Raw genomic sequence first — 24,588 nt, forward strand, 5'->3', positions numbered from 1 at the left:
GGGTGATTTTGGTTTAAGGGAGTTTCGCTCGATGAATCCTTCGGTTCAATTTAGTGGATTTACGGTGTTCCCATTCTCCGTAAACGATCGTGTGTAAAAGTCGAAATATGATACATTATGCGTAGAAGCGTTATCGACCAAATCATCGAGATGACTGGCCGTAAGTGCTCAGTTCAGGTGATGCAGCCGTTCTTCCAGAAGGGATTTCATTCAAAATCACCTCCTTTTTCAACATCGACATATACCCTCTACAACATGGTATATGCCGATTATCCTTGATAAATGAGGAGTTTTAAAACGGCGTTATTGGGTATTTTATCACTGGCAGTGACAATATATAGAAAGTCTTCCTGAAAGTTATGATATCTTATAGTGAGTCACCTTCGCCTGCTTTAGCAGTTCGGTTGTGGCTCACTTTTTTTAAGTGGAAAGTTAATTAGAAAACCATAAAAAAAAGAGTGGATATGATCCACTCTAGTAAAGTATTTATTCAGGTTCTTGCCAAAACAAGTCATCCAGTGTTCTGCCAAGTGTGTGGCAGATTGCCAAGCAAAGAGTCAGCGTCGGATTATACTTGCCTAATTCAATGAGACCGATTGTTTGGCGAGACACACCAATTCGGTCTGCAAGTTCAGCCTGGGATAGATCGTGTTCGGTCCGGGCCATTTTGAGCTTAATGTTTTTCATCGTTATCACCAGACTCATCATGGAGCATTCTGTCTATGGATTTCTCACTGTTTCTCTTGAGGATTTCATTTCCACCTACTATGAAAATAAGGAAAAAAGGTAAGTAAATCATCAATGAAACGAGGGCAGTCAGAAAGAAATAATAGATGCTTTGAAGCAGGCCGTCTGCGTATTGAACGGCACTGTTCGTACCAAAGACGAGCGCAATAACAACGCCGAGCGTGATACTTGCGACCAGATTTTTCTTTTGTTGCGGCCATTTGCTTTCACGATCATGCATTTCAATTTCAGCGGAAAATACACCGAGACTTGTTGATCGATACATAAAATATACAGCGCTTAAGAAGAGGATTAATAATTCTGTTGTGACGCTTTCGATACCACGATTGTAAATGAAATATTTGAAAACAATTGAAACCACTGCGATCACCATAACCAAAATATGAATTTCTGCATAAATTTTATTTTTAGTATTGGTGATGCGTTCGTCTTTAATGCCAGATTTTTTGAAAAGCCCCACGATATACGCCTCCTTTACCATTTAAAGTAAGTGTACTTAATAATAATTTGAAAAGAAATATATATGTGTCTTTTTGTAATTTAAAATGTTCTTTTAGTCATATATACTATTGTAAAGGGAGGATTAGAGATCTCGAAATTACAGGCAAGTTTCTTGAGTAAGATAGAAAGAGGCTAGAAGAATGATCCCATTACAGATCCATTTCTCTAGTTTCTTGTAGGATGTCTTCACCCTCTTGAAACGCAAAAACCCGATCCGGTGGGAGGTTCCCACACAGGATTGGGCTTTTCATTTAAACGGTAATTTTTGATTTTTGGACGGTGAAATCGATGTCCGGGTAGTAGGCATCTTTCACTAATAAATTCGGTCCGAGGCATTTGGCCGCTGGGCAATGGCAGGCGATTGTTTTGGCTAATGGTCGCTCCAGCCAGCGGTCAAGCATTGCCGGCAGCGAATCGTGCTGGATATTGCCCATCGCGGGTGTGTCGCCGAAATCGGTGACGATGACTTCGCCGGTGAAGATGTTCACATTGAGCCGTGATCGTCCGTCCGGGTCATTGCGGACGGTGACGTTTTTGCTTGCGTGGATGCGGTTCAGGAGTTGAATGTCTTCGTCGTTTTGGCTGCACGGGTAAAACGGCAATGTACCGAAGAGCATCCAGACATTTTCATCGCGGGCATCCAGTAATTCGTGGATCGCTGTTCTCGTTTCATCGAGCGACAGCACTTCCAATTGGCTGGCGAAATCGCTTGGGTACATCGGATGCACTTCGTGGCGCGCGCATTTCATTTCTTCAATGATTTGTTTATGTATGTTCTTCAGATGAGGCAGGGTCCGCTTGTTCAGCATCGTTTCTGCCGAGACCATGACGCCTGCTTCTGCGAGTGCGCGGCTGTTGTCGATCATGCGCTGGAACTGTTCAGCCCGGCGCTCACGAGATGGCTTACGTTCCATATTGGCAAATCCGCCATCGACAAAATCATCGATGGTACCCCAGTTATGGGAAATGTGCAGGACATCCAAATAAGGGGCGATTTCCATATAGCGGTCCAGCGGCATGGTCAGGTTTGAATTCATCTGGGTGCGGATGCCGCGTGCACGGGCGTATTTCAGGAGGGGCAAGACATAATTGGCGACCGATTTTTTCGAAAACATCGGCTCTCCGCCCGTCAAACTGATGGTCCGCAAATGAGGGATTTCATCGAGGCGCGAAAACAGCAATTCGATCGGAAGCGCGTCCGGATCTTTGTGCTCAAGCATATAGCCGACCGCACAATGTTCACAGCGCATATTGCATAAATACGTCGTGGTGAATTCGATGCTGGATAAGGTCAGTTTCCCGTGGTCTTCAATATCCATATACGCTTCCCATGGATCGTATTGGGGGGTGATCTGTTTAAGTGTTGTTGCCTGGTTTTCCATATGTATCGTACTCCTAATCATTTTTTCGACTCTTAAGTATGCGCTTTTCATATGGCTCGCGCAAGAGCTTGTTTAATATGCCATAAAGGGTGTGAACTATTTTAACTTATCCTTTTATCATTTTTTAAATAAATATTCTATTTTTTTGAGCTTTTTGCTAGTAATCAAACGTGTGTTCCGGTATATTAAAAGCATATCACTATGGAATGAGGTGCGTTTCGATGGTGCTAGCGATCAAAGAAGTGAACGGATTCGAAAAAGGTATGGAATATACGAGGGATCTTGAGTTTTTGTCATGCTTTACAAACGACGAACATCGGGTCGTCTCTTTAATAGATACAGATGGCAATGTTTTTTACTGGACCACTACGGAAGCTTCGCCTGAATATCGAAACTTCCGGTTAAAAGCTACTTATACATTTAAAGTTAGTTATATATCGACCATACTAGGCCCTTCAAGCCCGAAGGTCATTATTGCAGATTTGAATGACGTAACAGCCAGAAAAAGCATGTATGGCAAGGCAAAGCGCTTTAAATTAAATGCTTGATTCAAATAAATCATCGCTCTGTGTCGAAATATATTCAGGGTAGATACTGCAATTGCATGCAAAATAAGCCGTATCCAGAAACCTCAAGGGTCAATGGATGCGGCTTTTTTTGTGTGTTTTCATTGCTGTCTCAATCTGACTTCTCTCCAAACGCCACAATTCCAAAAGACTCCAAATACATCTTCAACACACGCAGCCATTGCTTCTCAGTCGCAAGCGCCACATGGCCATCCGGCCGGATCAAGTACAGCGCGTCTTGCTTGAATCCCGCGTCTTTCATTCTAGATTCCCAGGCAAACTCATGGAGCTCAAGCGACTGCGAGCGGGCAAAGTCGATGAGTTCAGGAGTCGCTTTGCCATAGATATGGATTTGCCAATCGACGGAGCGCAGCGGCGCGAAATTATCGCCGTTTGCGGTTTCAATCCATGGCAAGCGCATGCCGGCGAAGATTTTGCCGGCTTTGCCTTTGCTTAAGAGACTGCTGCGGTAATTGATGTGGATTTGGGACAAAATTCTAAATGCATTTTTTGAAGCGAACGAAAATTTGAATACCGACGGCAAGGCGTAAGGCACTGCGTAATCCCGCAATAAAGTCCCGGGCAGTTTTTGATTGACAATCGTATGGAACGCTTTGTCGGTCGTCGCGATCAAGCGGCGCGCAAAGGCGATGCGTTCTTGTTCGTAAGTGCCCAATATAATGGGATTGGCTTTTCCTTGCACGACCGCTGCGAGTTTCCACCCGAGGTTGATGGCGTCGCCGATGCCGGTGTTCATGCCTTGTCCGCCGGTCGGGCTGTGCAGATGGCCGGCGTCGCCCAGGATGAAGATACGCCCTTTGGTGAATTTTTCGCTGACACGATTATGGACGCGATAGGTTGAAAACCAATTGACTTTGGACGCCTTCACACCGATTTTATTTTCAACATAATCGGTGATTTCGCTGTACTGAACATCGGTGCGTTCGTTGAATTCCTCGGGCACGATGCCGAGTATGCGTTTCGTGTGGGCGTTGCGGACGTTCATGTAGAGCATAAAGCCGTCATTGTCCATGTACATGTCCATCTTTTCCATGTCGTCGACCGGTTTTGCGGTTTCGATATCGGCGACAAAAAACAATTGCTTGTACGTGCCGCCAGGAAAATCGAGATCCAATCCTTTTCGGACCATGCTGCCGGCGCCGTCGCATCCGCATACATAGGCGAATTCCGCTATTTCCACCGGCTCTCCAAGTTCTTGCATGACGGTGTTCACGCCATCTTCTGTGTTTTCAAACGAAATCAACTCGGTGTTCCATTCCACTTCGACGCCGATTTTGCTTAATTCGTCGACGAGAATTTCTTCGTGATCGTCTTGCGGCAAGCTCAAGATAAACGGAAACGGGCTCTGCCCTTTGCCGAGTTCATGGAATTTCACTTGGGCTCGCACTTTTTTGCCGTCGCTGACATCGAGCGATAAAATCGGATGCCCGCGCTCGATATTGCGTTCGGCGAGGCCGAATTGCTCATAATGCTCCAAGATGCGCGCATGCACAGCGAGCGCGCGTGACGCGGTGCCGGTTCCTGAATTTCGATCGATGATGCGAAACGGCACGCCTTGACGCGCCAGGCTATAGGCCAAAGCCAGGCCGGTGGGGCCCGCTCCGACGATTAAGATTTGTGGGTTCATGATATAGACCTCCTAATGAGTATCACGCCTGTTGATGAATTTTGTTTCCAGTATCGTATGAAGCTGAATAATTAGGTATAAGAAAAATTGAAAGCACGTGATACCGAACAAAAAAACCTTGTACAGCTACTATATCCTTAATTGAAGGGTTTCAAGCATCAGCATGCTCAATAAACGAAATGCCAGAAAAGCGTATGCAGAATTCCCTCGGAAGGAGACCTCGCATACGCTTCTTTTTATTGTCTTTAACATGTTCAGTTCAAATGTGTTAGTTATTGAAATCAAACGTGACACCGGTCAGCTGTTCAGACACTTCCCACAGTTTCTGGCGAGTGGCTTCATCATTCACGGCTGGATCCGGTTTTTCTAACGTCGGATAGCCTCTGCGTTGGCCTTTGCCATCCGGCCCGATGTATTCGCCGCCTGTTATGCCAGATGCCATTGCGGCATAGACGGTCGGAAGTGCGCCCATCGTGGCAGGCTGCAAATAGCGGTTCATGAGCCCTTTGAAAATGCGAGGCATTTCCCGACCGCCAATCTTGAACAGATTGGTCGAAGAAATCCCGGGATGGCAAGCGATGCTCAGTGTCGATAAGCCATGTTGCTTGAGCCGCTTATCGAGCTCTGTGGCGAACATCAAATTTGCCAGTTTGCTTTGGCCATAAAATTTCATCGCTTTATAACCCTTTGAGCCGTCTAGATTGTCAAAGTCAATGGCGGCATTTCGGTGTGCGAGGCTGCTGAGTGTCACCACCCGCGAATTCTCGGTGTGGATCAGTAAAGGGAGCAGCAGGCCAGTCAAGGCAAAATGCCCGAGATGGTTGCTGCCGAACTGCAGCTCAAAGCCGTCTTTCGTCTTTGCATAAGGCGGCGTCATCACGCCGGCATTGTTGATCAGCAAATCGAGTGAATCGAAGCGGCTGATGAAGGTTTCTGCAAAATCCCGTACGCTAGCCAAATCGGACAAGTCGAGTTTCATGACTTCAATAGGTGCCTTAGGAGATTCTTCTCTAATTTCTTGTTCAGCTGTTTTCCCTTTGTCGAGATCGCGGACAGCCAAGATGACCCGCGCCCCTAGCCGGACGAAGGTTTTAGCCGTTTCTAGTCCGAGTCCGCTATTGGCCCCTGTGATAATGGCCGTTTTTCCTGTCATTGTATTAAATTCCACAAGCTCAGCTCCTAGTGATAGATTCTACTAACATGTACCCTAATGTAGCTTTTGATAATCGGGTGAGAAAATGTCCCTGTGCACGACACAATTCTAAACGATTCTGACAATACGCTACAATTTATCGTTTACACATGAAGGATTCAGGACGGATTTTTCTATATTCTTGATTGGTAAAGTCGCAGAAAAAAGAGCGGCGCCGAAAAATTAGGCGCTGCCCCTGTTAAGTCTGGTTAATTCCGCACGATGATAAAGACTAAATAAACGAGATAGATGGCGGCTAAGAGCCCACCTTCAATCCTCGAAACCGTGTACTTGGTTCTGGAGAGAACCATCAGCAAAATGGTCACGGCGATCATCAGAAAGATGTCCGTAAAGATTTTCGAGTCGACGGTTAACGGGTGAATCACGGCTGAAGTGCCCAACACAAAGAAGATGTTGAAGATATTGCTGCCGATGATATTCCCTAACGCGATGTCGACTTGTCTTTTCAGCGCGGCCGTTATCGAAGTGACCAGCTCAGGAAGAGATGTGCCGACCGCGACGATCGTCAAGCCGACCAAAGTTTCGCTCATTCCAAGTGAAAGGGCGATCTGGACACTGTTATCGACGACGAGGCTGCCGCCGAAAATGATGCCAGCAAGCCCGCCAACCGTTAACAGCGAATTTTTTAGCCTGGATTTATTCGCAGTGTCAGCGTGAGTGTCTTCGCTGTTGCGGCGGTCTTTCCGTGCCACTTCGAAGATATAGTAGAGAAAGATGGCAAAAAACAGCAACAGCACAATGCCTTCCGTTCTCGTGATGAGGTTGCTGTCCAAAGATTGGAGCTGCTGGTCGCTGATCAACACGAGCAACGCAACGGCACTGAGCAAGGCGAACGGAATTTCTTTGCGGATTGTGTCGCTCTGGACCATCAACGGGAAAACGAGTGCAGTGGCACCTAAGATGAGCGTGATGTTGAAGATATTGCTGCCGACGACGTTCCCGATCGCCACTTCACTGCTTCCTTCCAATGCGGCGATAAAGCTGACGGACGCTTCCGGGGCACTGGTGCCGAAAGCGACAACGGTCAAGCCGATCAATAACGGCGATACTCTCAAACTTTGCGCTATTTTTGACGATCCTTCTACAAAAAAGTCGGCGCCTTTGATTAACAGCGCGAAGCCGACCAATAATAAAATGTAAGTCATCAGGCCATCACGTCCTTCCAGTTTTTCTGTTTATAGGACTTGCTCCTTTCTATGACCATACCCTTTAAACCAGTTCAAATCCAATAAAAACCGACACTGGTTAGCGGGATGATGTTGGAAATAAAGGATCGAATCCACTGTCTTTTATTCGCGTAAATAGGTTGCAGGATTGAGCCGGTCTGGTGAAATAAAATTTAAACAAGGAGCAAGCAGATCTGCGTGATAGAATAACAGAGAGTGAAACAGAAAATAATCGGAGTTGCCTTGTCTAATCGGAAGTGCAGCATTCATAAATGATAGATGAGTTGAAAGGATGGATAGCCTAATGAATAAAATGGTCGAACAAAAAATGAACGAGATGACAGACGTCTTCAACAGCCTGCCGAATTGCCGGGTTGAGACAAGTGAGGACGGCAAGGTTTTGATCTTGAGCGACAACCCAGTTCCTTGGAGTGACATGATTGAGAAGCGGGACGCGCATTCGGAATATAAAATCGGATCCATCACGCCTCATAAAGCGGCGCTCGGTCTTTATATCGATTTCCCGCATAACTTGTTGGATATCGACCGGGTGGAAGACATCGTCGATCCCGAAATCACCTTGACTTACTTTGAGCCAGGCACGAAAACGTCCACCGCGAAAAGCTGGTGGCGGTTCCGGTCAGACGAGAAATTCGACAGCCTCCACATGGTTTTGAGAAAGACCGAGCTGGAGTTATATGATTTTAATAGAGATAACTGGGTCGGATTGATGGAAGAAATCACAGCTGTTCATAAGGGATAAGCAAGCTAGCCGCATGACCGAGCTGCAATAGCTTTTCTTCAAACACATAATCGATTTCCACACTTGCTGAATCAACTTGGCAGGTGTGTTTTTTTATTGTCCCGCACCCAGCAAGTGGCTTGAAGGAGAGAGGAAAGTATTGTGTATCCTTTCTATCTAACGGATTAGTTATCTAGGCGCTACAGAGAAATGATGTATAAGGAATGAAGTATATTTGCCCCTAATTGCTTCAATATTTTTGGCATTAATTGGCATCGTTCGTTTTATTAAAAAGAATGAACAGACGTATGCGTATATAGTAGCACCTCCTGTGGTATAGAATAGGGAGAAACTAATCTGCTGAAAGCATCGGGGGATGAAAAATGAACGAATTTATTGAGTTCAGAAATCGTGTTTATGACAAGGAAAGTAACTATAGTTATCCTCTTCAATTTTTAGACGAGTACATAAATAACAGCAAGGCAATAAACTCCGATGAACAAAGAGTGGTCGAGCAAATTCGAACGATCAAGCAACTAGAGCTGGATAAGCAGCTAGGTGAACACGAAGTAGACGAATTGCTGTCGTTTTTGGGAGAGCATCCAACGACAGACCGCTTTATCGTAGATGCGGTTTTACATTTAATCCATGATGACAACAAGCAACTAATAGAGAGAAAAATAAAAGACTTATTCGTGAACCAACAGTACGATAGCCAAAAGCTCTATCATGTTTTGGATATTTGCATTGAATGCAATTTAGATATGTTAAGTGATGACGATATCTTAGTGATGCTCCAGAAATACGAACTGGATGTAGAAATCGTTTCCATCTTGCTGGACTATATCGATCGCTTTAACAGACAAGGATTCAAAGATGCTATCTATAAATTATTAGCCTCGGATTACCCGGATGGCATAAAGATCCAGGGAATCAATGCATTAATGAATTTGTATCCAACGGAAACTATCGATCAGTCCTTTATGGAGGAGCATGTAAGAAACAAGAAAAACCAGGTGTTTATTGATAGCTATATGGACTTTCTCAAGACAGACTTCACCTTTGAAAAGCCGGGAATTTCCATTTTACAGTCGATGTTCTACGGGGATTTTGAAGATAGCGGAAAAGGGAATAATGGCGGCCTAGCCGTACTATTAAAAGGCTTGGGTGAAGAGATCTCGAAAGACAGCCGCATAGCCCATGTATTTACGATTACGATCACCCAAGAATTGAACAAGCCCTTTATCAGCTCTCATGGAGATAAACACGTCTTTATCAGGCTACCGATCTATTTGGACCAGTCTCGATCAGATAAGTTCATCAAAAGAGAGTTGTTTATCAAGCGGCAGATAGCCAGATATTTAAAACAATCAGCAATAAAGCCCGATGTCTTTCATATCCGGTTTTTAGACAACGCGTCTAAAGCGGTTGCCCATCTATCCAAAGAGTTAAATAGCAAATTGGTCTTTACGCTAACGCCAGACCCGCACCGGAACATGTTTGAGGGAACGGGGCAGTTAAAAGAACTCGGTTTCAACGAGCTTATTGAAAAACTGAACAAGATCAAAATAGGTGACGAATTAATCCACACAAGCAATGGAATCGTTGGCATCGGGAATGGAGATGTGAAAACAGAACTTGCGGTTTATTTCCCTCAATTCAAAGATGAAGATGTAAATGGAAAAATTAAAATGATCGGTGAAGGCATACAAACAGGCCAAACCATTGATGAGGAAGCGATTGCTGCCTATTCCAACCGCCATATCGAATGGAATGAAACAAGTAAAGGCTTTTTTGAGAAGCCTGTCATCTTAAACGTCGGGAGATTGGCTGTGTTAAAAGGGCAGATGGAACTGTTAAAAGCGTGGGCAAACTCCAAGCTTTCGGAAACCCATAATCTTCTCATCATTGGCGGTGACCTGGAGCGGCCGAGTAAAGAAGAAGAAATGGTGATGGAGTTTTTCGAGGATTTCCTACAACAGCATCCCGAGTTCAAAGACAGGTTCATCCATAAAGGGGCTATGTCGAATGTGGATATTAGATTACTTGAAAGGGACATCATCAAAAGAGACTTTGACTATCCCCATATCTACTTGTGCTCTAGTATAAAAGAAGAGTTTGGCATCGCTATTTTAGAAGCGATGTCGATCGGTTTCCTGACTCTTGGCCCGATCAAAGGCGGAGTTAAGAGTTATATGAAGAATGGGGAAAATGGATTTTTGATCGACACAAGCAACGGCGAAACGATTGCCAAAGAAACGGAAAAACACCTGTATGATCCTAAAATCGATAAAGACGCCGTGAAACAAATTCAAGCTGCAGGGCAGCAAACAGTAGATGAAAACTTTTCTATCCAAAAGATTTCACATGAGTTTGTGTCATTTTATTTATCTTTAAAAGGAGAAAATGAAAATGAAGTATAAAAAGATCTTTGTCGTCAGTCCGCCATTTTATTCGCATTTTAACCCTTTGCTCGTGTTAGCCAAAAGTTTTCAGGAACAGGGTGCACAAGTGACAGTTGGCTGCAGCATCGAATTCAAAGAACAAATCTTGAAAGAGAATTTGGCTTTTTATGAAATCGACATCAGTTCCAATAAAAATACAGGGACCAGTAAAGACACCGTGCAGCCGGATACGGAGAGAATGAGGTTAGAAGAATTCTTCGAGTCGACCAAAAAAGGGGCGGTGGAAACACTGATCACCCAGTCCCGCCACCGGAAGGCGGATATGCTTTATAATCCGCAAGAGCTGATCGATAAGATCAAGACGATAGACGAGTCCATGGATGTCGATCTCTATGTGGTGGACATCTTATCGTATTCGGTTACGCTGAGCTTATATTTCTTGGGGTTGCCTTTTGTGACGTTTTGCCCGCCTCATCCCAATACCATTCCAAGAGATGGACGGTATTTCAATGTGCCGAAAAGCTGGCCTGAGGCGATCACGGTCGAGGAAGAAGATTTGAAGAAGTTAAAGCAAGTTTCCACCCAAACGCAACGGGAGTTTACTGAAGTCTTTAACAATATTATCAGTGAAAATAAGTCGATTAAAAAAATCAGCAATGCGTTCAGCTTAGTCTCTGAAATCGCGGTGATCTACAACTATTTTGATTTCAACAATATCGAAAAAAGTGAAGAAAACCCGAAAGAACTGTTCATAGGAAATTCATTTGAAGCGGTTGCGTTAGATGAAGACTGGATGGAAAAGATAGAGACGAAAGAACAGAAAATTATGATCAGTTTAGGGACTTTTTTATCGAATAGAAAAGACGTGCTGGAAAAACTCATCCTGTCGGCCAGGGAAAGTCATCCTGATGCGCTGTTGATTGTTTCGGCAGGCAGCCATGCGGAGGAACTTAAAAAATACAGCTCGCCCAATACGATCATCGAAGGTTTTATTCCTCAAGTCGCGCTTATGCAATATGTCGATACCGTGGTCTTTCACGGCGGCTGCAACACCTTAACTGAAGCGATGTACCATGGGAAAAAGATGGTCATCTTACCGTTCTCCAGCGATCAGTTCAATATTGCCTATGATATTGAGAAGAATAATTTGGGGAGAGTGCTGGATCCGAATAATTTCAGCACAGAACAATTGGCACAGGCATTTACTGAGCTAGAAGAGAGTTCTAAAGACAATTTGCTGCATTGGCGCAATTTCTCAAGAGAACGAGGCGCGGATTATGCGGTGAAGAAAATATTGGAGATTGAATAATAGCTGAATAAAAATTGAAAAGAGGTGTTGTATGAAGGAAGTAGTTGGAGCTGACACAAAGGCTAGGAATACAAACAAATACGATGTGGATGGCGTACCTCCATTAAGAGAAGCCATACCATTAGGGTTGCAGCATATTTTCGCGATGTTTTTAGGGAATGTGGCGGTTCCGATTATCATCGCGGGTGCGGTCGGCATCACCGGAGCGGATTTGACGATCTTGATTCAAAGCGCCATGGTCATGGCTGGGATTGCAACGATCATCCAATGTTACCCAATATGGCTGGTCGGGGCACGGCTCCCGGTCGTGATGGGGACGAGCTTTGGATTTCTGCCGACTAATCTCGTTATCGCCAGCTCCTACGGCATAGGCGGATTACTGGGTGCCAGCTTGATAGGTGGTTTATTTGGCGGAGCTTTAGGGTTTTTCATCAAGAAAGTAAGAAGATTCTTCCCGAAAATTGTCACCGGTACAGTCGTTCTGACAATCGGTTTGTCCCTATTGCCTACAGGGATCGTATCGATGGCTGGAGGCAGTGGATCTCCAAATTTCGGGTCAGCTAAAAACTGGTTGGTAGCTTTACTCGTACTTGCCATTGTGCTGTTTCTAAATCGATATGCAAAAGGAATGGCGAAAACGTCCTCCATTTTAATCGGTATTGTCATTGGCTATATGGTGGCGCTGCCGCTCGGGATGGTCGAATTTGGCCCCATCAGAGAAGCTTCCTGGTTTTCCGTTCCTCAGCCATTTTATTTCCCGATGGAATTTTATTGGGGAGCTATCCTCCCGATGATGATCATGTTTATCGTGACATCTGTTGAGACCGTTGGAGATGTGACCGCCATGACGACCGGGGGAGCGGGCAGGGAACCCACGGAAAAAGAGCTTTCGGGCTCAGTCATAGCCAACGGGTTCACATCATCTCTCGGAGCGATTTTTAATTCCTTGCCGAACACATCGTTTAGCCAAAATGTAGGGATGATCGCATTTACCAAAGTAATGAGCCGGTATGTCGTAGCTGTTGGCGCTGGGTTTTTAATATTAGCAGGCCTTATCCCTAAGGTTGGCGCGCTTATCTCCACCATGCCCCCAGCAGTTATTGGCGGCGCCACCGTCATCATTTTTTCTCAGATTACCTTAACCGGCATAGCCATACTGACATCAGAGCCTTTAAATGAAAGAGCCAAGATCATCATTGGATTGTCTTTGGTATTTGGAATCGGCTTAAGTCAAGTACCCGATGCGATGAACGGGTTTCCGGAAGTCATCAAATTGTTGTTCGGCGGATCTGGCATAACCATCGCCTGCTTTATGGCAATTGCTTTGAACCAAATCATCCCCGAGGAGCCCGTGGAAAAAGAAAACGCATAGGCGAAATTACGCCGCTATGTATCAAATTCCATTTAGTTTATTGGCAGTAATGACGCGAAGAAAGGCCATTACTAACCAAGTCCATATCCGATAGAAAATCACACCCGCTGCAGCAACATGGCGGGTGTGATTTTGTGTTTTGTTCCTTCAAATGGGCCACCATTTGTACCCCAAAAGAACTTCCTATTCAAGCCCGAAGCCCTGCAGGTTATAATCAAGCCAGGGGGAATTGTCATGAACTTAAACAACCTGAAAACAACTGTGCCGGCAAAGCTTTATAAGCGCGGTTTGGATTATTATAATCAGAGTTTCGTGGAACGATTGACGGAAGATGCGCCGAACCGTTGGCATGCTTTGGTTTCGGGCACGCAGGAGTACGAGGTGTCGATCAATTTAAGGAAAGATGGAACGATTGTCGGTTCTTATTGCACGTGCCCGTTTGAATCGGATTCGCTGTGCAAACATGAAGTGGCGGTGTGCCTGGCGATCCGTGAGTATAAAGAAGTGAACGGTACGACTGCGGTAGATGTGCTGGCACAATTAAAGACACTGAAAAAAGCGAAGCTGCTGGATATCTTGGAAGAGCTGGTGGAGAAGCAGCCAGCCGTTCATCATTATTTGACGGAGAAATTCGCGGAGACGGGCGAGATGGATGAAGAAAAAGCACGCCGGATGATTCAGCTGTCAGCTTACCGAGCTGTCCGCAATGGTTTTATCGAGTGGGAGCGGACAGACCAGGCACTTGAAGGCGTTGAGGAAGTGCTCGAGTTTTTGGATGGCTTGGATTCGAAGGATGATGCCGAACAGATTATCCGACTCAGTTTGGTCGTTATCAGGGAGTGTACGGCCATGCTGCAAATTGCGGACGATTCATCCGGAGAGATCAGTTCAGCGATTTACGAAAGCTTGGAGAAGGTTGACGAAGCGCTTGCCGAGTGGCCGGGCGAAGTGGATGAAGAGACAGTGGATAGGATGCTTGAACTGTTGTATCCGTATATCCTATTTGGATTGGATCAGGACATGACAGACGCACCGAATGATTTGGTGGAATCTATCTTGCGATGGAACGAAAAAGGCGACTTTGCCGGCAAATTTTATGACTTTATTGAAAAGTTAATTGCCGGCAAGGAAATGCAAAATAAAACGTATCATTATACAGAAGAGCGGTTCCGCGCGTACCAGCTTTGGGTGCTGCAACAGCAGGGAGAACAGGAAACAGTCGACGCGTTTTACGCGAAATTCAAACACTATCCGGCAATCCGAAGAACTCAGATCTGGCAGGCATTGGAAACCGGTGAATTTGAGAAAGCCCTTCAGCTATGTAGAGAGTCAGAAAGGCTGGATGCGGACTTAGCGGGGCTTTTGTATGAATGGGAAAAACTGCGTTTTAAAGCGTACGAAGGAATGGGCAACACAGCGGAGATGATTGACCTCAGCTTTCAGTTTGCACTGGAAGGAGAGGAAGAATATTACGTTAAGCTGAAGAGTTTAGTGAATCCCGAGCAATGGCCGAACAAGTTAGAGGCGCTTCTGGCCGAGATGAAAAAACGTCCGAGGAGCCGGCCTTTGTATCTGGGGATTCTAATTGAAGAAAAGAGGATGGGAGAGCTGCTGGATTATTGCCGGAGGGATATCTCTGCAATCGAGCAGCTGTATCCACATCTGTTGGCGGATTATCCGCATGAAGTGAATGAAATCTATACTGCCTATATTTACCGACAAATCGATCGGGCTTCCAACCGCAAAGCCTATTGGACTGCCTGTCAAAAGATCAAGTCATTCAAAAACGCGCTCGGCACTCAAGCGGCATCTCGGTTGGTCGAAGAAATCAAGTTCATGTATCCGAAACGTCCAGCGCTGTTGGATGAGTTGGGGAAGATTAAGTTGGAATAATGGTTTTGCCCTCTGGAGAGAAACTTTAAATGCTATATTTTAGACATGTAAAATTGAGTGAGTTAACACTCAGCCGTTGCGGTACAGGTTGTATAAGAGTGGCTGGCCAAATTGAAGATGTTCCCAAGCAAAGAGTAACCACCTACAATCCTGGCAGGGAGAAGGCGGTTACTCTTTTAATGATTGCGACTCCAGTGGCCAAAGATGAAAAGCTTCTTTCTATCTTTTATGGCAATTTCTTTAGTAAAATATGAACTACCAAAGAAATGGGGCGTAGCTAATGGAATATATTTATCTCTTGATTGCGGCAGTTTTAGTTGTATTAGTTGGTGCCTTTATTTATTTCAGAAAGAATAAAGACGCATCTGTTCAAATAGAAGAAACGCCTAGTGAAAGCGCGACGGAAGAGCTTGAAGTGGAGGAACCGGAACCCGAAGACGACGACAGCCATTTGAACCCGGTCGTGACGGAAGTGGAGGACGCGGAACTCGTCAAGAACGGCTACAAGCGAATCGAGATCCCGGCGAATATGATTCCGGTGATCGCTGAGACGCTGAAAGACGGAGCAGTTATTTTCCATCAAAGCCGGACGTTCCGTGTGCAGTTCAGCCCGGAAGTTGTGAAGGGCTTGAAGGATAAGAGTATGACGCTGATTGAGCGGGTCAACGGCAAGGGCTATATGCCGGCGGTGAAAAAAGACGGCGTGAAAGGGATATACGAGCAGGCGGTGTTGGTGAAACGGGTGAACCCTGGGCTCGTTGCCCATGCGAGCATGAGCTTGTTGACGACCGTGGTCGGCCAGCAGCAACTCATGGAAATCCAAAGTTCCTTGAAGAGCATGGAGAAAAAACTCGAGACGCTCATCCAACATCGCGAACACGATTTCGCCGGGAAGATTGACGCGCGCTTCGGCTATTTCAAAGAAGTCATCGAACGCTTCCGGCGAAACGGCATAACACTCGGTGGTGTGGAAGACGCGGAAATCGAAGGCTTTTACACGGCGACGCTGCAGGACTTGAAAGTGCTGACAAAAGACTTGCAAGCAATCGTCGTGAGCGTCGAAGGTTTGAAAGAGCACGAAACGCTGCGCAAATGGGGAGAGGCCCCGGTGAAAAAAGAGTACGAGCAACTTATCGGGCGTTTCAACGCCAAACAGGAACTATTGCTGTTGAATGTGCAGTTTATCCAGGAATGCTACGAGCCGTATCTCCGGACCATCCGGAATTACGAAGAAGCCGACGTGAAATCGCAGACCTTGGCAGAGATCGTGGAGGAGAATCATGCGTTGATTCAAAGCATCGAAGAGAAAGTGAAAAGCATCGAAGAAAACTATAAAGTGAAGATCAACTTCGGCCTGAAAGCCTTGAAGTATCGCAATTTGGAGAGTTTGAAAGAACTGGCGCCCGTGAAGATCGACCAGCAACAGAAAGTAGAACAAGAGGTTCCGTCTGAAGTGTTGGTTGAAGTGACAGAAGACGATAAGGCGTATGCGTATGTGCCGCGGAGAAAGTGAATGTCCCTGTGCACTACACAATTGTGCGGACAAAACCCTTGATCTATAGGGGTTTGTGTAGCTTGACGCCCCTGTGCAAGACACAATTCAGGAGAAATGAATAGTACCGACAACACCCTGTACCTGAGTAACGGCAGATGCCACTCGCTTGGTAGAGGGTGTTTTGTGTTGAGTTGATTAAATTTAAAGGGGCATTCACAGAGTGCTTGCTTATTTTTGAAATGAATTGAACATGAGGCAAGCAGGTACCCCTGATTCGTTTTGTGCTGATTGTGGGGAGGGGCATCTGTTTCTTGTCGGATAAAAAAAGAAGATGCTTATGCGCATCTTCTCCATTCCGATTATCCAAGCGGGCCGTGATTGATCTCCGTCAAAGCATTGTTCACGCTGAATATTTTCGAGTTCACATGAGGGATGCCAAAGCCTGCCAAGCGTTTGGCGTGCATGCCGATATACTTTTCGGCTGCTTCCTTCGTCTCAAAAAGATAAATCCCGCCGGCTTCACCAGCATCCGCGTTCTCTGTCCAAATCTTCCAGAGGAAACCTTCCTCATGGTTGATGCTTTCCGCCAGCTCTGAAAAAGCAGCGGCCATTTCCTCGCCGAACGGCCCGTCCATCTTGAAATCCACCTGTAAAATATACGCCATCTCGATCACTCCTCATTATATTGTCGTTTTGTAATAAGTTTCCCCTAAAATTTCATTCGCTTCGTATTGTGTGTGCGAAAGCGCTTGTTCAATAAAAGCGGGGACGTCTGATTTTGCCAGATCGTACATAACTTCAATTTCCTTGGAGAACAATAATTGTTCTTGCTCAAGCAATTGCGGCAGTGCCGGCGGCTGTTTGGCTTGCGGCTTTTGCGGATTCAGCACTTGTTCCAAGCCCGCCACGTATTTATCGAAGGCTTGGCCGCCGACGATTTTCACGCCTTTATTGTCTTCATTGATCATAATGATCGATGGGAAACCTCTGGCACCAAGGCTTCTGGCCAGTGCAAAGTCTTCGGTTAAGGCTTGCTGTGCGGCGGGTTGTTGAGCTGCCTGGAAGATGGCTTCGCCGTCGAGCCCCATGCCATTTACAATCTCAACCATCACGGAGTCGTCTGCGATATTGCGGTTGAACGCAAACAGCGCTTCTCGTGCGCGGCGCAAGTATTCATTCGCTTTGGCGTTATCATACTGCCCTTGGATCACTTTGAACACGCGGGAAGGCGGGTAGGATGAGTGCACTGGGTTGTCGATCATCAACGAGCCATCAATCGGCATGCGGGAATGTTCCCCGACTTCCCGCCAGTGGCCCGCGACATCTGCCGGTTTATAAATACCATTGGCTGGATCGATCGGCCCGTCATGCCATTTTTCCAGCAAACCGCCCATCACCGTCTGGAATTTGAAGTAATCGCCGTACTGCTCAGTGAACCGGCGAAGCACCGGCTCGATCGCCCAGCAATGGGAACAGATCGGATCCGTTACATAATACAGCGTAATCGTTTTCTGTGGCTGGCTGAAATTAATCAAGCCCGTTTGCTCTTCTTCTGCGACACCGCAAATCCCTGTCTCGATATCACACATTAAGTTATCGTTGTTCTTCATATCGTTTTCCTCCAATCGGTTTCATTCAAGCATTTCATTTGCTATCTATTTGAATTCTAAGCCAAAATGAGAAGCATCAATACCAATAGTTTGGCCGATGTGTTGCTTATGCAACACATCTCGCATATTGTCTAAAAAATCGGAGTGATTGAAAATGGCACAGTCAAAAACAGACCCGCGCGTCATCCGCACCCGTAAATCAATCATGGATTCCTTCATCACGCTTTCGGAAACCAAGGAGTTCAAAGATATTACCGTCAAAGATATCACGGCAGAAGCTGCAATCAACCGGGCCACCTTCTATTATCATTTTGAAGATATCTACGACTTGCTGGAAAAGGCGTTATCCGAAGTGCTGTTGGTGAACTTGGATTCCGCTGTGTACGAAAACCGCCGGCTCGATGAAGAAACCTTCACCGGCATTTTTGAAGCGGTAACGAATTTCCAGAAGGCCATCTCTCATCGCTGCCATAGCGGCTACGAAGAGACAATCGCCCGTATCATCCGGGAACAGCTCGAAGTGATTTTCTTCAAATTGCTATCGAAACAACATCCAGCTGAAAAAGCGCAGACGCTGTCCTTGACGGCGGTCATGCTGAGCTGGGGAATCTACGGTGCGTCGGTGGAATGGAAACGAAACGCCCAACTGCCACCGGAAGAGTTCATCAAAGCGGCGCTTCCTTATATACGTCATGGCTTGGACTGAGCAGGGGGGAGAAAGCTGTCCCTGTGTAAGACACAATTCTGGAAATCCCCAATCTCATGAAACGCTTATAGGGAAGGGTTTAGAGCTTGCAGGGCTCATCAGGATTGAAATTTCGTCCCTGTGCAAGACACAATTCAGGCCAAAAACACCCTCCATTGAAACGCCGGTAAAAATGCCGCGCGCTCAGTGGAGGGTGTTTTTTCGTCTCTGTAAAATTAGTGTGATTCCAGATCCGGTGCGATCCGTTTCTGCGTTTCCTGTTCATAAGAATAAGCCAGTTCAATCAACCGAGCTTCGCTGAATGCCTGGGCGCTGAACGTAACGCCAACCGGATGTCTGCTGCTCGCATAGCCGGCGGGTACCGTAATGGACGGATAGCCCGCTTTGGCCGGCATCGCCGCGCCGCGGTTGTTTTGGAACAGCAATGCGTCGAGTTGGTGTTCTTTCACGACGAGGTCGATGCCTTCTGAAGTAGAAGAACGCCAGTCGATTTCGCGGTGCTCCGAGTAAGTCGCGTCGTTCGGATCGTCGCTTAAGCCTTGCGCTTTCTCCAGTTCCGCCTGGCCGAATTTCATGCGGCGCTCAGGGTCCTGCTGGTTGAAGGCGATGACATCCGCAAGCGATTTGACCGGCACTTCGGCTGGTGTCGTCGCAAGATAATCATTGACGCCGCGCTTGAATTCGTACCATAAGACGTCCGACTCAAACTCCTGCTGGGGAATCGTCAATTCAACGACGGTGGCGCCGAGTGCTTTTATTTCTTCGATTGTCGCGTCCATGATGGCGCGTTCTTCTGGTGCTTCATTGTTCAAGAACGATAGGTCGACGCCGATGCGTGCGCCTTGCAGACCGTCTGTTTTGAGGTGCGACGTGTAATCAGTGAGTGCCTGGCCTTCGCTTTTTAGTGTCGCCGGATCTTGTTCGTCGACGCCGGTCATGGCGCCGAGCAAGATTGCCGCGTCCGTCACGGTGCGTGCCATCGGTCCAGCGGTATCCTGGCTTTCAGCAATCGGAATGATGCGCGAGCGGCTGATGAGCCCGACAGTCGGTTTGATGCCGACGATGGAATTGGCGCTTGATGGGCTGAGGATCGACCCCGACGTTTCGGTACCGACGCCGACCACCGCGAAATTCGATGCAATCGCGGCTCCCGTCCCCGAACTCGAGCCGCCGACGTCTTCTGGTTCAAAAACATCGACGCCGTACGGATTTTTCACTTGGCCGGCGAGTGAACTATAGCCGCTCGGGCCGTCTTGTGACATGAAATATGCCCATTCGCTCAAATTCACTTTGCCGAGAATGATGGCACCTGCGTCGCGCAGTTGCTTCGCCACGAAAGCATCATCTTTCGCGAAATTGTGTTCAAGTGCGATGGTGCCAGCAGTGGTCGGCATCTTGTCTTTTGTTTCGATATTATCTTTCAGTAATACTGGAATGCCGTAGAGCGGGCCTTGCTCAGTCTGTCCGCGTTTTTCGTCCAGCTCGGCTGCGACTGCCAACGCGTCTGGATTGATTGCCCGGACGGAATTGATTTTCGGTCCGTTTTGATCGAGTGCTTCGATCCGGTCGAGATAGGCTTGGACCAATTCGACGGACGTCAGTTTTTGGTCGCGGAACGCTTGTTGGATGTCTTCGATGGTCGCTTCGATCAGTTTAAATGTACTTGTTTCCATATGTATGCTCCTCGCTATAATGATGTACTGCCTTTAATTGTACATGAATTCCTAATTTTGCATAAATTTTTGGTTCGTGTCCCTGTGCACGACACAATTCTACGGCTCAAAACCTTGTTGTGGAAGGATTTTTATGTTGCGACGTCCCTGTGCATCACACAATTAATAGATGCTGCAATAACTGGAATAAAGTCCTATTTTTAAGAATTAATCCTTTTGCCTACTTCGGAATACGAAATATTCTGTTATATTAAGAGCTGGTAATAAAAATTTCAAGGTGAAGGGATGTTATGTGGATGAAAAAAGTTTTTGCAGGATGGCTCTCGGTAGCGCTGGTATTGTCAGCGTTTGTGCCGACAATGGCCGCAAATGAAACGGGGGCTAGCGCGACTGAACAAGCGACGGCGCTTGAAGTGAGCCGTTCGGTCTTTTCGTTGACCGAAGCGCGCACTGTCGAAGTGTCAGCTGATTTAGGCGAAGGGGTCGATTTGGAAGATGTCAAATTCCAGTTCGGAGGAAAGCCACTTTCCGAATGGCAGCAATGGACAGAAGGCCAAAGCTATAATGGCGACCCGTTCATCACCGTTGTTGAAGAACCTTCTTTTGTAGAAGGCACGAATAAAATCACCGCAGTGCTGGAATTCGGTTTGTTGTACGGGACGGATGATTTGTCCAACCGCACGATCCGCACGCAATACCAGCAATTTATCGGTGATTATGAACTGGCGCTGATTGATTCGGCAAGCGGCGACACAGCGGCAGCGACCGTCGAATTGAATGTCTACGATGAGTTCAAGTTTTACGATGAATTAAAACCGGCGATCGATGAGATTTTTGAAGCCGCTGAACAAGATGCGGACAACGATCGCTACCTCGAGTATCAGACCGTCGGCAAAACGGTGGAAGGGCGCGATATTCATTTCGTCATTTTGGCTCGAGATGAGGCAGCGGTCGATCAGTATTTGAATGAAACTTTGCCGACTGCACTCGAAGATCCGGAAAGTTTGATTGAAAAACTCGAGAACGATACGATGGGCGATTACCAAGTGCCGATCTGGTTCAATAATATCCACCCGGATGAAGTAGAAGGAGTGGATGTGCAAGTCGAGTTGTTGGAGAAATTCGCTTTGGAAGATGAAGTGAAATTCATGAATACAGACGGCGAGACGGAATTCGAAGAGAACTTGAATGTGGACGAAGTTTTGGACGATGCGATTTTCCTCTATATGTTCACGAGCAACCCAGATGGCAGAGCGGCCAATACGCGCGCGAACGCCGAGGGCTTTGACTTAAACCGTGACAATGCGTACCAAACGCAAGTGGAAACGCAGCAAGTGAATGAAGTGCTGTCGAAATGGACACCGCTATCATTCGTGGATTTCCATGGCTATGTGGATGGGTTCTTGATTGAACCGGCAACACCACCGCATAACCCGAACTTTGAATACGATTTATTGATCGACAATATGATGGATCAAGCGAATGCGATGGGGCAGGCGGGAATCGCGAATTCCGAGCTGACGTCTTATTTCATTGCCAAAGACGGTTATGGTTCCGGTTGGGATGATATGACGCCAGCGTACACGGCGATTTACGCGATGCTCCACGGTGCGCTTGGCCATACGATCGAAGTGCCGACATTGAGCCAAGACGGTTATAATGCGTTAGTCGGCAGCGGCCTTGGTGCAGCGAATTATGTGCATGATAATAAAGACCAATTGTATAAAGAGCAGTTGGAGATCTTCAAACGCGGCGTGGACGGGGAAGATAACCGTGCCGTCGATGAATATTACGTCAATGCGGCGGGTGAAGTGATTGGCCGCGACCGCGGAGACAATGAAAACTTCTTCCCGGATTATTACGTAATTCCAACAGATGACAAGAACCAGAAGAATGCGTTGGAAGCGTATAATATGGCGGATTATTTGATTCGCAACGGCGTGGAAGTTGAAAAGACTGTGAAACCTGTAGAGGTGGACGGTGTGACTTATCCGAAAGGCACATTCATCGTGCCGATGGATCAGGCGAAGCGCGGCTTGGCGAATGCCATGCTCTATGAAGGCGATAATGTTTCCGATTGGGACGCAATGTATGACCCGATCGTCGTCAACTTCTCCGATTTGAGAGGCTTTGATTTGGAAGAAGTTCGTACGGAAGGTTTGTTCGATGGAAAAACTCAAGAACTTGAAGAAGCGGTCATTCCGACAAGCACGGTAAAAGGAAACCCGCCGAAACAAATTCTCGAGAACTCTACGAACGATGCGATCCGCGTCGTCAACGCACTGCTTGCTGACGGCAAGACGGTGGAAGTGTTGACGGAAAGCAAAGGCAAAGCGGAAGCAGGTGATTTCGTCGTTGCGACGAACGACCTTCGCGCGTATGCCGATGACTATTATTTTGAAACGCAAGTATTCGGCAACGGCAAAAATGCCGAAACTGAAGTGCTGGAGCAGCCGAGTGTTGCGGCAACCGGTACTGCGCAGCTGAACTTCTCGTTGCGCCAGCTCGGCTTTGAACTGACGGACGCTGCAGCAGCGGATGTCATCGTCAGCGATGGCGGTTCATTTAACGCAGCACAAGTCACCGGCAAAACCTTTGTCGGGATCGGTGCACCTGCACTTAACGCAGTAAGCAAGAGCGGCTTGCTTCCAGGATTTGCGTATACGAGCACCGGAAGCAGACACGAAGGACTCGTGAAAGCAGATGTCGCGGAGCATCCGTTGACTGCTGGGTACGAACAGGAAGAAAATCTCTACGTCACGACCGGTTCATGGATTTCTGGAGTTCCGGAAGGCGCAGAAGTGCTCGCAAGCTTCCAGGACAGCGACGATTTCTACCTCGCCGGCTGGTGGCCTGGCTATGAACAGGCACAAGGCCAAACGATGGCCATAACAGCTGAGCAGGGAGAGACGACGTTTAATTTGTTTGCCAACTCTCTCGCATTCCGTGCCCATACCGAGCACAGCTACCGCTTCATTGCGAATTCGATTTATGATGCAGTGAGCGTTGAAGCGGAAGTGGTGGAGAAAGGGAAAGGAAAAGGGAAGAAGCAGTAGTTGGTGATGTCCCTGTGTTAGACACAATTCTCTAGGTGAAAACCTTGAGATAGCGGCGTTTGTCTAACGCTACGCCCCTGTGCACGACACAATTCGGGATCCGCTCCATTCGATAATGGAGCGGATCTCTTTTTATTTGCCAGAGAAATTTCGGAAGCCGAATGATTTGAATTCATGAAGATGTAAGAGTAATCTGAAAACAGACTTGAGAGGAGTGGAAGTAGATGGTGAAAGCAATTCCGGAAGTGACATTAAATGACGGCACGAGTTTACCGGTAACAGGGCTCGGTACATACGGACTGTGGGGAAATGCAGGAGCGAACGCCGTCAGCAGCGGCATCAACGCGGGATATCGTTTGATCGACACGGCGTATAACTACGAAAACGAGGGCGCGGTCGGCGAAGGCATTCGGCGCAGCGGCATTCCACGAGAAGAGCTATGGGTGACGTCCAAGCTGCCGGGGCGCTATCACACATACGAAAAAGCTTTGGTGGCGATCCAGGAATCGTTATTCCGCGCGCAAGTGGATTATTTCGACTTGTATTTGATTCACTGGCCACTGCCAAATCAAGACACGTATGTGGAAGCGTGGCAAGCCTTGATCGACGCACAGAAATGGGGGCTCGTCCGCTCGATCGGCGTCAGCAATTTCCTGCCTGAGCACTTGGAGCGCATCATCAAAGAGACGGGCGTCACGCCGAGCGTGAACCAAGTGGAATTGCACCCGTTCTTCAACCAGGCACATCAGCGAAAAGTGCATACGGATCTCAATATCCAAACGCAGTCGTGGAGTCCAATCGCCAGAGCGAAGGATATCCTGTCGAATGACACCATCAGCCAAATTGCCAAATCCCATCATAAAACCATCGCGCAAGTCGTGTTGCGCTGGCAATACCAAATCGGCTCGGTGTCGATCCCGCGTTCCACGTCGCCTGAGCGCCAGCGCGAAAACCTGGCCATTTTCGATTTTGAATTAAGCGATAGCGAAATGGCAGCGATTTCGGAATTGTCCCGCCTGGATGGCAGGTTGTTTGATATGGACCCGGCGACGTATGAGGAGTTTTGATGGAAAGCTAAGTAGCTTAAGCTATTTGAAAATGATG

General features: G+C 47.1%; 20 protein-coding genes. 11 read left to right on the plus strand and 9 right to left on the minus strand.

Features of this window, described 5'->3' with window-relative positions:
• Nucleotides 1-486: 486 nt before the first annotated feature.
• From DFR62_RS10840 to yfkAB, 3 genes are all read right to left on the minus strand, one after another.
• Nucleotides 487-687, minus strand: coding sequence for a helix-turn-helix transcriptional regulator (locus tag DFR62_RS10840; RefSeq protein WP_121300393.1), 201 nt, complete (start codon nucleotides 685-687; stop codon nucleotides 487-489).
• The gene (locus tag DFR62_RS10845; protein WP_121300394.1) at nucleotides 674-1,207 is read right to left on the minus strand and encodes a DUF6773 family protein; all 534 of its coding nucleotides are present in this window, start codon (nucleotides 1,205-1,207) and stop codon (nucleotides 674-676) included. Before DFR62_RS10845 ends, DFR62_RS10840 begins: the two co-directional genes overlap by 14 nt.
• A 292-nt stretch (nucleotides 1,208-1,499) precedes the next feature.
• Nucleotides 1,500-2,630, minus strand: coding sequence for a radical SAM/CxCxxxxC motif protein YfkAB (gene yfkAB, locus DFR62_RS10850; protein WP_121300395.1), 1,131 nt, complete (start codon nucleotides 2,628-2,630; stop codon nucleotides 1,500-1,502).
• A gap of 221 nt (nucleotides 2,631-2,851) precedes the next feature.
• On the opposite strand from yfkAB, the gene DFR62_RS10855 reads away from it, so the two are divergent.
• Nucleotides 2,852-3,178, plus strand: a complete 327-nt coding sequence (locus DFR62_RS10855; protein WP_121300396.1) for a hypothetical protein — start codon at nucleotides 2,852-2,854, stop codon at nucleotides 3,176-3,178.
• 130 nt (nucleotides 3,179-3,308) lie between these two features.
• Here the strand turns inward: DFR62_RS10855 and DFR62_RS10860 are convergent, their stop codons facing one another.
• From DFR62_RS10860 to DFR62_RS10870, 3 genes are all read right to left on the minus strand, one after another.
• The gene (locus DFR62_RS10860) at nucleotides 3,309-4,844 is read right to left on the minus strand and encodes an FAD-dependent monooxygenase (protein ID WP_121300397.1); all 1,536 of its coding nucleotides are present in this window, start codon (nucleotides 4,842-4,844) and stop codon (nucleotides 3,309-3,311) included.
• Between the two features lie 268 nt (nucleotides 4,845-5,112).
• Nucleotides 5,113-5,997, minus strand: coding sequence for an oxidoreductase (locus tag DFR62_RS10865; protein ID WP_121300625.1), 885 nt, complete (start codon nucleotides 5,995-5,997; stop codon nucleotides 5,113-5,115).
• Between the two features lie 248 nt (nucleotides 5,998-6,245).
• Nucleotides 6,246-7,202 (minus strand): calcium/sodium antiporter, encoded by a 957-nt coding sequence (locus DFR62_RS10870; RefSeq protein WP_121300398.1) that lies wholly within the window; start codon nucleotides 7,200-7,202, stop codon nucleotides 6,246-6,248.
• A 325-nt stretch (nucleotides 7,203-7,527) separates the two neighbouring features.
• On the opposite strand from DFR62_RS10870, the gene DFR62_RS10875 reads away from it, so the two are divergent.
• The 7 genes from DFR62_RS10875 to DFR62_RS10905 all read left to right on the plus strand — a co-directional run bounded on the left by DFR62_RS10875 (nucleotide 7,528) and on the right by DFR62_RS10905 (nucleotide 16,457).
• Nucleotides 7,528-7,986, plus strand: a complete 459-nt coding sequence (locus DFR62_RS10875) for a hypothetical protein (RefSeq protein WP_121300399.1) — start codon at nucleotides 7,528-7,530, stop codon at nucleotides 7,984-7,986.
• Between the two features lie 362 nt (nucleotides 7,987-8,348).
• Nucleotides 8,349-10,388 carry a glycosyltransferase family 4 protein gene (locus tag DFR62_RS10880; protein ID WP_121300400.1) on the plus strand — a complete coding sequence of 680 codons (2,040 nt, stop codon included), beginning with the start codon at nucleotides 8,349-8,351 and terminating at the stop codon, nucleotides 10,386-10,388.
• Entirely contained in the window at nucleotides 10,378-11,679 is a 1,302-nt protein-coding gene (locus tag DFR62_RS10885; protein ID WP_121300401.1) for a glycosyltransferase, read from the plus strand. The genes DFR62_RS10880 and DFR62_RS10885 overlap by 11 nt, the downstream gene beginning before the upstream one ends.
• 31 nt (nucleotides 11,680-11,710) lie before the next feature.
• Nucleotides 11,711-13,051: a uracil-xanthine permease family protein gene (locus DFR62_RS10890; protein ID WP_121300402.1), complete on the plus strand. Its 1,341-nt coding sequence runs from the start codon at nucleotides 11,711-11,713 to the stop codon at nucleotides 13,049-13,051.
• A 234-nt stretch (nucleotides 13,052-13,285) separates the two neighbouring features.
• A complete protein-coding gene (locus tag DFR62_RS10895; RefSeq protein ID WP_158290829.1) occupies nucleotides 13,286-14,944 on the plus strand; it encodes an SWIM zinc finger family protein in 1,659 nt (552 codons plus the stop codon).
• Nucleotides 14,945-15,042: 98 nt separating this feature from the next.
• A complete protein-coding gene (locus DFR62_RS17390; protein WP_158290828.1) occupies nucleotides 15,043-15,198 on the plus strand; it encodes a hypothetical protein in 156 nt (51 codons plus the stop codon).
• 26 nt (nucleotides 15,199-15,224) lie between these two features.
• Nucleotides 15,225-16,457, plus strand: a complete 1,233-nt coding sequence (locus DFR62_RS10905) for a DUF1572 domain-containing protein (RefSeq protein ID WP_121300405.1) — start codon at nucleotides 15,225-15,227, stop codon at nucleotides 16,455-16,457.
• 341 nt (nucleotides 16,458-16,798) lie between these two features.
• On the opposite strand, the gene DFR62_RS10910 is transcribed toward DFR62_RS10905, so the two are convergent.
• Together DFR62_RS10910 and DFR62_RS10915 are read right to left on the minus strand one after the other, a co-directional pair.
• Nucleotides 16,799-17,104, minus strand: coding sequence for a monooxygenase (locus tag DFR62_RS10910; RefSeq protein WP_121300406.1), 306 nt, complete (start codon nucleotides 17,102-17,104; stop codon nucleotides 16,799-16,801).
• Nucleotides 17,105-17,119: 15 nt separating this feature from the next.
• Complete coding sequence (locus tag DFR62_RS10915; RefSeq protein ID WP_121300407.1) at nucleotides 17,120-18,049, minus strand: DsbA family protein; 930 nt, start codon at nucleotides 18,047-18,049, stop codon at nucleotides 17,120-17,122.
• Nucleotides 18,050-18,203: 154 nt separating this feature from the next.
• Between DFR62_RS10915 and DFR62_RS10920 the strand changes: the two genes are divergently transcribed.
• Nucleotides 18,204-18,755, plus strand: a complete 552-nt coding sequence (locus tag DFR62_RS10920) for a TetR family transcriptional regulator (protein WP_121300408.1) — start codon at nucleotides 18,204-18,206, stop codon at nucleotides 18,753-18,755.
• Between the two features lie 215 nt (nucleotides 18,756-18,970).
• On the opposite strand, the gene DFR62_RS10925 is transcribed toward DFR62_RS10920, so the two are convergent.
• Entirely contained in the window at nucleotides 18,971-20,428 is a 1,458-nt protein-coding gene (locus tag DFR62_RS10925; RefSeq protein WP_121300409.1) for an amidase family protein, read from the minus strand.
• A 296-nt stretch (nucleotides 20,429-20,724) separates the two neighbouring features.
• On the opposite strand from DFR62_RS10925, the gene DFR62_RS10930 reads away from it, so the two are divergent.
• Together DFR62_RS10930 and DFR62_RS10935 are read left to right on the plus strand one after the other, a co-directional pair.
• Entirely contained in the window at nucleotides 20,725-23,484 is a 2,760-nt protein-coding gene (locus tag DFR62_RS10930; protein WP_241663127.1) for a M14 family metallopeptidase, read from the plus strand.
• Nucleotides 23,485-23,708: 224 nt separating this feature from the next.
• Nucleotides 23,709-24,551: an aldo/keto reductase gene (locus tag DFR62_RS10935; protein ID WP_121300411.1), complete on the plus strand. Its 843-nt coding sequence runs from the start codon at nucleotides 23,709-23,711 to the stop codon at nucleotides 24,549-24,551.
• The last annotated feature ends 37 nt before the right edge of the window (nucleotides 24,552-24,588 follow it).

The organism is Planococcus citreus, assembly GCF_003664125.1.
In the GTDB taxonomy this organism is placed as follows: Bacteria; Bacillota; Bacilli; order Bacillales_A; family Planococcaceae; genus Planococcus; species Planococcus citreus.

Bases quoted from the DNA above. Each gene is read 5' to 3' on its own strand.
- DFR62_RS10915 (WP_121300407.1), bottom strand. From the start codon at position 18,049: ATGAAGAACAACGATAACTTAATGTGTGATATCGAGACAGGGATTTGC.
- DFR62_RS10840 (WP_121300393.1), bottom strand. From the start codon at position 687: ATGAAAAACATTAAGCTCAAAATGGCCCGGACCGAACACGATCTATCC.
- DFR62_RS10930 (WP_241663127.1), top strand. From the start codon at position 20,725: ATGAAAAAAGTTTTTGCAGGATGGCTCTCGGTAGCGCTGGTATTGTCA.
- DFR62_RS10920 (WP_121300408.1), top strand. From the start codon at position 18,204: ATGGCACAGTCAAAAACAGACCCGCGCGTCATCCGCACCCGTAAATCA.
- DFR62_RS10855 (WP_121300396.1), top strand. From the start codon at position 2,852: ATGGTGCTAGCGATCAAAGAAGTGAACGGATTCGAAAAAGGTATGGAA.
- DFR62_RS10875 (WP_121300399.1), top strand. From the start codon at position 7,528: ATGAATAAAATGGTCGAACAAAAAATGAACGAGATGACAGACGTCTTC.
- DFR62_RS10880 (WP_121300400.1), top strand. From the start codon at position 8,349: ATGAACGAATTTATTGAGTTCAGAAATCGTGTTTATGACAAGGAAAGT.
- DFR62_RS10870 (WP_121300398.1), bottom strand. From the start codon at position 7,202: ATGACTTACATTTTATTATTGGTCGGCTTCGCGCTGTTAATCAAAGGC.
- DFR62_RS10910 (WP_121300406.1), bottom strand. From the start codon at position 17,104: ATGGCGTATATTTTACAGGTGGATTTCAAGATGGACGGGCCGTTCGGC.
- DFR62_RS10860 (WP_121300397.1), bottom strand. From the start codon at position 4,844: ATGAACCCACAAATCTTAATCGTCGGAGCGGGCCCCACCGGCCTGGCT.
- DFR62_RS10890 (WP_121300402.1), top strand. From the start codon at position 11,711: ATGAAGGAAGTAGTTGGAGCTGACACAAAGGCTAGGAATACAAACAAA.
- DFR62_RS10935 (WP_121300411.1), top strand. From the start codon at position 23,709: ATGGTGAAAGCAATTCCGGAAGTGACATTAAATGACGGCACGAGTTTA.
- DFR62_RS10925 (WP_121300409.1), bottom strand. From the start codon at position 20,428: ATGGAAACAAGTACATTTAAACTGATCGAAGCGACCATCGAAGACATC.
- yfkAB (WP_121300395.1), bottom strand. From the start codon at position 2,630: ATGGAAAACCAGGCAACAACACTTAAACAGATCACCCCCCAATACGAT.
- DFR62_RS10865 (WP_121300625.1), bottom strand. From the start codon at position 5,997: ATGACAGGAAAAACGGCCATTATCACAGGGGCCAATAGCGGACTCGGA.
- DFR62_RS10885 (WP_121300401.1), top strand. From the start codon at position 10,378: ATGAAGTATAAAAAGATCTTTGTCGTCAGTCCGCCATTTTATTCGCAT.
- DFR62_RS10895 (WP_158290829.1), top strand. From the start codon at position 13,286: ATGAACTTAAACAACCTGAAAACAACTGTGCCGGCAAAGCTTTATAAG.
- DFR62_RS10905 (WP_121300405.1), top strand. From the start codon at position 15,225: ATGGAATATATTTATCTCTTGATTGCGGCAGTTTTAGTTGTATTAGTT.